Origin of the sequence: Streptomyces sp. NPDC008092 (assembly GCF_042957285.1) — a bacterium.
Taxonomy (GTDB): Bacteria; Actinomycetota; Actinomycetes; order Streptomycetales; family Streptomycetaceae; genus Streptomyces.
Map to the genome: position 1 here is coordinate 100007 of NZ_JBIBHY010000001.1, position 7560 is coordinate 107566.

General features: G+C 71.6%; 5 protein-coding genes. 1 reads left to right on the plus strand and 4 read right to left on the minus strand.

Annotated elements, in window-relative coordinates; all coding sequences use genetic code 11:
• Nucleotides 1-25: 25 nt before the first annotated feature.
• From ACFZB3_RS00400 to ACFZB3_RS00410, 3 genes are all read right to left on the minus strand, one after another.
• Nucleotides 26-2155: a 3-hydroxyacyl-CoA dehydrogenase NAD-binding domain-containing protein gene (locus tag ACFZB3_RS00400; protein WP_391367348.1), complete on the minus strand. Its 2130-nt coding sequence runs from the start codon at nt 2153-2155 to the stop codon at nt 26-28.
• A complete protein-coding gene (locus ACFZB3_RS00405; RefSeq protein WP_391367351.1) occupies nt 2152-3369 on the minus strand; it encodes an acetyl-CoA C-acyltransferase in 1218 nt (405 codons plus the stop codon). Before ACFZB3_RS00405 ends, ACFZB3_RS00400 begins: the two co-directional genes overlap by 4 nt.
• 373 nt (nt 3370-3742) lie before the next feature.
• A complete protein-coding gene (locus ACFZB3_RS00410; protein WP_391367354.1) occupies nt 3743-4780 on the minus strand; it encodes a hypothetical protein in 1038 nt (345 codons plus the stop codon).
• Nucleotides 4781-5352: 572 nt separating this feature from the next.
• Between ACFZB3_RS00410 and ACFZB3_RS00415 the strand changes: the two genes are divergently transcribed.
• Nucleotides 5353-6105: a TetR family transcriptional regulator gene (locus tag ACFZB3_RS00415; RefSeq protein WP_391367357.1), complete on the plus strand. Its 753-nt coding sequence runs from the start codon at nt 5353-5355 to the stop codon at nt 6103-6105.
• 46 nt (nt 6106-6151) lie between these two features.
• Here the strand turns inward: ACFZB3_RS00415 and ACFZB3_RS00420 are convergent, their stop codons facing one another.
• Nucleotides 6152-7432 carry an HRDC domain-containing protein gene (locus ACFZB3_RS00420; protein WP_391367359.1) on the minus strand — a complete coding sequence of 427 codons (1281 nt, stop codon included), beginning with the start codon at nt 7430-7432 and terminating at the stop codon, nt 6152-6154.
• Between the last annotated feature and the right edge of the window lie 128 nt (nt 7433-7560).

A 7560-nucleotide genomic window follows, 5' to 3' on the forward strand; every position in this document is an offset into this window, starting at 1 on the left:
GGGCATCGGGTCCGTGCGGAGGCGGTTACGCCGGGACGCTCGCCACGCCCGGGGCCAGGAACTTCTTGCCGTTCACGCGCTCCGAGACGCCCTCGCGGTCCAGGTACGGCGTGATGCCGCCCAGGTGGAAGGGCCAGCCGGCGCCCGTGATCAGGCAGAGGTCGATGTCCTGCGCCTCGGCCACGACACCCTCGTCGAGCATGAGCCCGATCTCCTGGGCGACGGCGTCCAGGACGCGGTCGCGGACCTGCTCCTCGCTGAGGACCGAGTCGCCCTGCTTGAGCAGCGCGGCGACCTCGGGGTCCAGCTCCGGCTTCCCGCTGTCGTACACGTAGAAGCCGCGCTTGCCGGCCTTGACGACGGCCGCGAGGTTCGGGGAGACCGTGAAGCGGTCCGGGAAGGCCCGGTTGAGGGTCTCCGAGACGTGCAGACCGATGGCGGGACCGACCAGCTCAAGCAGCACCAGCGGGGACATCGGCAGGCCCAGCGGCTCGACCGCCTTCTCCGCGACCTCGACCGGGGTGCCCTCGTCGATGACGTTCTGGATCTCGCCCATGAAGCGGGTGAGGATGCGGTTCACGACGAACGCCGGGGCGTCCTTCACCAGGACCGCGGTCTTCTTCAGCTTCTTGGCGACGGCGAACGCCGTGGCCAGCGAGGCGTCGTCGGTCTGCTCGCCGCGGACGATCTCCAGGAGCGGCAGGATCGCGACCGGGTTGAAGAAGTGGAAGCCCACGACCCGCTCGGGGTTCTTCAGCTTCGACGCCATCTCCGTCACCGAGAGGGAGGAGGTGTTCGTCGCCAGGATCGCGTGCGCCGGGGCGACCGCCTCGACCTCCGCGAACACCTGCTGCTTGACGCCGATCTCCTCGAAGACCGCTTCGATGACGAAGTCCGCGTCGGAGAAGCCCTCGGCCTTGTCCAGGACACCCGTCACCAGCGCCTTGAGGCGGTTGGCCTTGTCCTGGTTGATCCGGCCCTTGCCGAGCAGCTTCTCGATCTCGGCGTGGACATAGCCCACACCCTTGTCGACGCGCTCCTGGTCGATGTCGGTCAGCACGACCGGCACCTCCAGGCGGCGCAGGAAGAGCAGCGCGAGCTGCGAGGCCATCAGGCCCGCGCCCACGACGCCCACCTTGGTGACCGGACGCGCCAGGTTCTTGTCCGGCGCACCGGCGGGGCGCTTGCCGCGCTTCTGCACCAGGTTGAACGCGTAGATGCCGGCGCGCAGTTCGCCGCCCATGATCAGGTCCGCGAGCGCCAGGTCCTCGGCGTCGTAGCCCTGCTGCAGGTCGCCGTTCTTGGCGGCGGCGATGATGTCCAGGGCGCGGTAGGCGGCCGGGGCGGCGCCGTGCACCTTGGAGTCGGCGATGAAGCGGCCCCGGGCGACGGCCTGGTCCCAGGCCTCGCCGCGGTCGATCACCGGGCGCTCGACCGCGAGGTCGCCCTTCAGTACCTGGGCGGTCCAGATCAGCGACTGCTCCAGGAAGTCGGCGCCCTCGAAGAGGGCGTCGGCGATGCCCAGGTCGAAGACCTGCTCGCCCTTGAGCTGCTTGTTCTGGTTCAGGCTGTTCTCGATGATGACCGAGACGGCCTTGTCGGCGCCGATCAGGTTGGGCAGCAGCGCGCAGCCGCCCCAGCCCGGGACCAGCCCGAGGAAGACCTCGGGGAGGGAGAACGCCGGGATGGCCTTGGAGACGGTCCGGTACGTGCAGTGCAGACCGACCTCGACGCCACCGCCCATGGCGGCACCGTTGTAGTACGCGAAGGTCGGCACCGCGAGGCCCGCGAGGCGCTTGAAGACCTCGTGGCCGCCCTTGCCGATGGCGAGCGCGTCCTCGTGGTTCTTCAGCAGCTCGACGCCCTTGAGGTCGGCGCCGACCGCGAAGATGAACGGCTTGCCGGTGATGCCCACACCGACGATGGCGCCCTCGGCCGCTTCCTTCTCCACCTGGTCGATCGCGGTGTTGAGGTTCGCCAGCGAGGCCGGGCCGAAGGTGGTCGGCTTGGTGTGGTCCAGGCCGTTGTCCAGGGTGATCAGCGCGAAGCGGCCGGCCCCGGACGGCAGGTCGAAGTGGCGCACGTGCGCCGACGTGACGACCTCGTCGGGGAACAGGTCCGAGGCCTGCTTCAGAAGCTCGGCGGTGGTGCTCACTTGTCCCCCTCGAAGTGCGGGTTCTCCCAGATGACCGTCGCGCCCATGCCGAAGCCGACGCACATGGTGTTCAGGCCGTAGCGGACGTTCGGGTGCTCCTCGAACTGGCGGGCCAGCTGCGTCATCAGACGCACGCCGGAGGAGGCCAGCGGGTGGCCGAAGGCGATGGCGCCGCCGTACTGGTTGACGCGCTCGTCGTCGTCCGCGATGCCGTAGTGCTCCAGGAAGGCCAGCACCTGCACGGCGAAGGCCTCGTTGATCTCGAACAGACCGATGTCGGAGATCGACAGACCCGCCTGCGCGAGGGCCTTCTCGGTGGCCGGGATCGGGCCGTAGCCCATGACCTCCGGCTCGACACCCGCGAAGGCGTACGACACGAGCCGCATCTTCACCGGCAGGTTGTTCTCGCGGGCGAAGTCCTCGGAGGCGATGATCGAGGCGGTCGCACCGTCGTTCAGACCGGCCGCGTTGCCGGCGGTGACCCGCCCGTGCACGCGGAACGGCGTCTTGAGACCGCTGAGGTTCTCCAGCGTCGTGCCCGGGCGCATCGGCTCGTCGGCCGTCACGAGACCCCAACCGGTCTCGCCGCCCTCGGGGTTGGTGCGACGCACCGAGATCGGCACCAGGTCGGCCTGGATCTTGCCGTCGGCGTACGCCTTGGCGGCCTTCTCCTGGGAGCGCACCGCGTACTCGTCCGCGCGCAGCTTGGTGATCGTCGGGTAGCGGTCGTGCAGGTTCTCGGCGGTCATGCCCATGAACAGCGCCGACTCGTCGACCAGCTTCTCGCTGACGAACCGCGGGTTCGGGTCCACGCCCTCGCCCATCGGGTGGCGGCCCATGTGCTCGACACCGCCGGCGATGGCGACGTCGTACGCGCCGAAGGCGACGGAACCGGCGACCGTGGTGACGGCGGTCAGCGCGCCGGCGCACATGCGGTCGATGGAGTAGCCGGGCACGGAGGTCGGCAGGCCCGCGAGGATGCCCGCGGTACGGCCGATGGTCAGGCCCTGGTCACCGATCTGCGTGGTCGCGGCGACGGCGACCTCGTCGATCTTCTTGGTGTCGAGACCGGGGTTGCGGCGCAGCAGCTCCCGGATCGCCTTCACGACGAGGTCGTCGGCACGGGTCTCGTGGTAGATGCCCTTCGGGCCCGCCTTGCCGAACGGGGTACGGACGCCGTCGACGAAGACGACATCCCTGACGGTACGAGGCACGATTGGCTCTCCTCCAGGGTGCGGGATGGCACTGCTGCGATGCGCTGAGCGCGCGCTCAGGCCCCATGCTACTTATGAGTAACGTGACTGCCCAGTCCTGGCGGGGGGAGCGGCGAACGTCACATGGAACGGCGCCTCGTCCGGAGGCGGGAACCGTGCGGGCAACCCGCCGCGATCCGCACTCCTGTCGCGACGGTCGCCGGGACGGCGCGAGGCGACGCCGGGGCCGTGGTCCGCGGTGTGCCCAGCTCGAAGATGCGGGTATTGCCCGTCAGCAGCCGCCGGGCGGGGGCCGGGCGGGACCGGGGCGCGGGGGGCGTGAGCATGTGAGCTCCTCTCGGGTGGCGGTGTACGCGGGCGGACGGCCGTCGGGTCATGGACGGTCCCGGGACAAGGGGAAGGACAAGGGGAAGAAGGGGACGGCGGGAGCGGGCCTGAGGCCCGGCACGCCGACGGCCCGGAGGCGGCCGGTCACCGGACCCGGTGCCTCGTCGGCCCGGGTCATGACGGGCGCCGCGAGTGCGCAGATCAGCAGCGGCCCGCGGCCCGCCGCGCCGTCGTCGCCGGACGCGAGCCGGACGGTGGCCGGACCGCACACCACGCCGAGCGCGTCGAGCACCCGGTTCGTGTAGCCCGCGAGAGCCCGCGCCGACGGGCCGCCCGGCGGGTGCGGTCCGGCAGGGGCGTCCGCCCGCAGACCGGTGACGACGTGCTCGGGCCGTCCGTCCGGGCCGGGGCGGGTGACGGTGTCGACCGTGTACCGGCGGCGGCCGGGCAGCTCGGTCAGCACCAGGTGCGGGCTGCCCGAGTGCCGGGCCGCCGCGTGCCACAGGGCGGGCCAGGCCGTGTTGATCCGGCCTTCGTCCGCGCATTCCACCGCGTCGACCGGGATGCCGGCGGCTGCCGGGGCGAGCAGGTAGCCGGCCGCGGGGTGCGACCGCGCCCAGGCCGCCGCGTCGGCCGGACACGCGGTACGGATGCTCCGCGGCGCCGGGATCCCCAGCCGGGCCAGCCGGGCCGCCTGGGCGCCTCGGTCGTATCTCAGCGGCGAGGACGCCGGATCGGCTCCGGGCAGACCGAGCTGCCAGGCGATCCGCTCGGCCAGCTCGATGCCCCCGGTCCCGCCCGCGACCACGGCCGACACCCCCAGCGCCCGCAGCGCCTTGACCGTCTGCCGCAGCCCCCGGTGCACCACCGTGTCGCCGTACCCGGCGGGCGGCGCCGCGTTCCGGTACGCCGGCGGGCGCAGCCGGTGTTCCGGAAGGACGGCCACGGTCCGCCAGCCGTGCCGTGCGAAGGCCCGCTGATACGTTCCGCCACCCTCCTCGTACGGGGCGACCACCGCCGCGGTGCGGGTGGCGGAATCGGCCCTTGACGCGGCCGTGGCGGCGGAGAAGGGGACGGCGGTCATGGCGGCGGACTCCCGAGCGGGTGCGGGTGCGGGTGCGGGTGCGGGTGCGGGTGCTGGGTGTGGGTGTCGGCGGAGGCGGGGTCACGAATCGGCTCGCCGCTCGGCCGGTGAAAGTGTCTGAAAGGGCACTGCCGTACCCTGCCCGGCCGACGGCCTCCGGTCCGGTGCCGTCGGGCCTGTTTGGACCAAGTGGTCTCTTCTGCTCCGTGCCCCCTAGGTTCCGGCAGAACAGCATGGCCGGGTGGCCGGTTGAGCGCTCACGGCAGCCAGGGAGCCTCGCTCGGAAGGGAGCGATGTCCAGGTTGTCGTGATGGCCTCCCGGCTAGAAGGGACCACTCGGTCTGTTCTGGCGTTGCCAGTTTGGAACCCGGGTGCGGTGACGTCAAGGGAACAACGGCCGCGGGCGGTGTCTCCGCAGTCCCGCAAGCCCCTCGACCGGTCCGGCCACCGGGGTACTATCGGGACGCTGATCAGCGCGCAGGTGGCGGGGTGTCCCGAAATGCGTGCGCAGTTGTCCCGGACGAAGCCGGTTCGGTCGTGAACCCGTTGATGGGCCTCGAAGGCGAGATCGAATGAGCAATCCGCGCAGGCCGCGACGGCAGCAACAACGCGCCATCGACACGAGGCAGCGCATCCTCGACACCGCCGGCGCGCTTTTCGTGATGGACGGCTACGAAGGGACGTCGGTCGGTGACCTCATCACCGCCGCACGGACCAGCAAGGGCGCCTTCTACCGGCATTTCCCGGGCGGAAAGATCGACGTGGCGACGGCCATCATGCACAACGCGCTGACCATGGACGGCCTGCGGGAACAGCGGATCATGCTCCAGGAAGTGGTCGACATCGGAATGATCCTGGCCTACCGGATCTCGCACGAGAACGCTCTTCAGGCCGCTTTGAAGCTGTCGTTCCACAGTAATGCGCCGGATACCTACGGAACGCCGTGGCCGGACTGGATCGCTTTCAATACCGGACAGCTCGCCGAAGCCCGGCGCCGCGGCGAGCTGAGGACATTCGTCGATGTCGAGGAGCAGGCCCACCAGATCGCGGGGAACTGGGCCGGAGTGGTGCTCATGTCGAACACCCTCGACCGGCACCCGCGCAATGTCGAGGCGCGGGTTTCCCGCATGTACCGGAACCTGGTGACCGCGATCGCGGTCCCGGACCTCCTGCCCGAGATCGACTTCTCCGTGGACCGCGGCAGGCACCTCTACACCGCGTTCCTGGAAGCCCCGGCCGGCCGGACCGATCCGGCCGGACCTGAACCGTCGCGGACCGGACCGGAACCGTCGCAGGGCGAGCGGGCCGAGGGCGGCCCGGAGTGAGTGGGCGAGGCGGAACGGCCGCCGACGCCGTACGCCGGCTGTCCGCCTAGGCGGACAGCGCCGCCACCAGCACCGGTGTCACCTGCTCCACCTGCCAGGGCCGCGCGCCGTACCCCACCAGCGCGGTCCCCACGCTCTCCGCGTCGACCACCTGCGGCGGCTCCCAGCAGAGCCTGCGCACGGTGTCCGGCGCGATGAGGTTCTCCTGCGGCATGGTGAGCTGCTCGGCCAGCGCCGAGACCGCGGCCCGGGCCGCCGACAGGCGGGCCGCCGCGACGGGATCCTTGTCGGCCCACGCCCGGGGCGGCGGCGGCCCCGTCACCTGCTGCCCCGGCTGCGGCAGCGCGGAGTCCGGCAGCGCCTTCGCGCGGTCCACCGCCGCCTGCCACTGCTCCAGCTGGCGCCGGCCCATCCGGTGGCCGTAGCCGTTCAGCCCCGCGAGGGCGTGCACGTTGGGCGGCAACGCCAGCGCCGCCTCCACGATCGCCGCGTCGCTGAGCACCTTGCCCGGCGACACGTCCCGCTTCTGCGCGATCCGGTCCCGGGTCTCCCACAGCTCCCGCACCACCCCGAGCTGCCGGCGCCGGCGCACCTTGTGCATCCCCGAGGTCCGGCGCCAGGGGTCCTTGCGCGGCTCGGCCGGCGGCGCGGCCGCGATCGCGTCGAACTCCTGCCGCGCCCACTCCAGCTTCCCCTGCCGGTCCAGCTCCTTCTCCAGGGCGTCCCGCAGGTCGACGAGCAGCTCGACGTCCAGCGCCGCGTACCGCAGCCAGGGCTCGGGCAGCGGCCGGGTCGACCAGTCGACGGCGGAGTGGCCCTTCTCGAGCACGAACCCGAGGACGCCCTCGACCATCGCGCCGAGCCCGACCCGGGGGAACCCGGCGAGCCGGCCGGCCAGCTCGGTGTCGAAGAGGCTGCCGGGCGTCATGCCTATCTCGCGCAGGCAGGGCAGGTCCTGGGTGGCCGCGTGCAGCACCCACTCGACGCCGGCCAGCGCCTCGCCGAGGCCGGACAGGTCGGGGCAGGCGACGGGATCGATCAGCGCGGTCCCGGCGCCCTCGCGGCGCAGCTGGACGAGGTAGGCGCGCTGGCCGTAGCGGTAGCCGGAGGCGCGCTCGGCGTCGACGGCGACGGGCCCGGAGCCGGCGGCGAAGGCGGCGATCACGCCGGCCAGCGAGGCCTCGTCCACGACCACCGGCGGAATGCCCTCACGGGGCTCCAGCAAAGGGATCGGCGCCCCCGTCGCAGAAGATCCGGCGTCGTCCGGAGGAGTGCCCCCGGTGGTGCGCAGTGAACTGTCTGCTGCGGTGTCTTGGGCGTCGGTCACATGTCAAGGGTATCTGTGTGTGGACGGCGTGCCGGGGCGGGCCCGTACGGGGCGGGGCGCCGCCGGGGGGGTTAAAAAAAAAGCCCGGGGAATAAAAACTTCAAAAAAACGGGGCAAAAAGGTTAGGG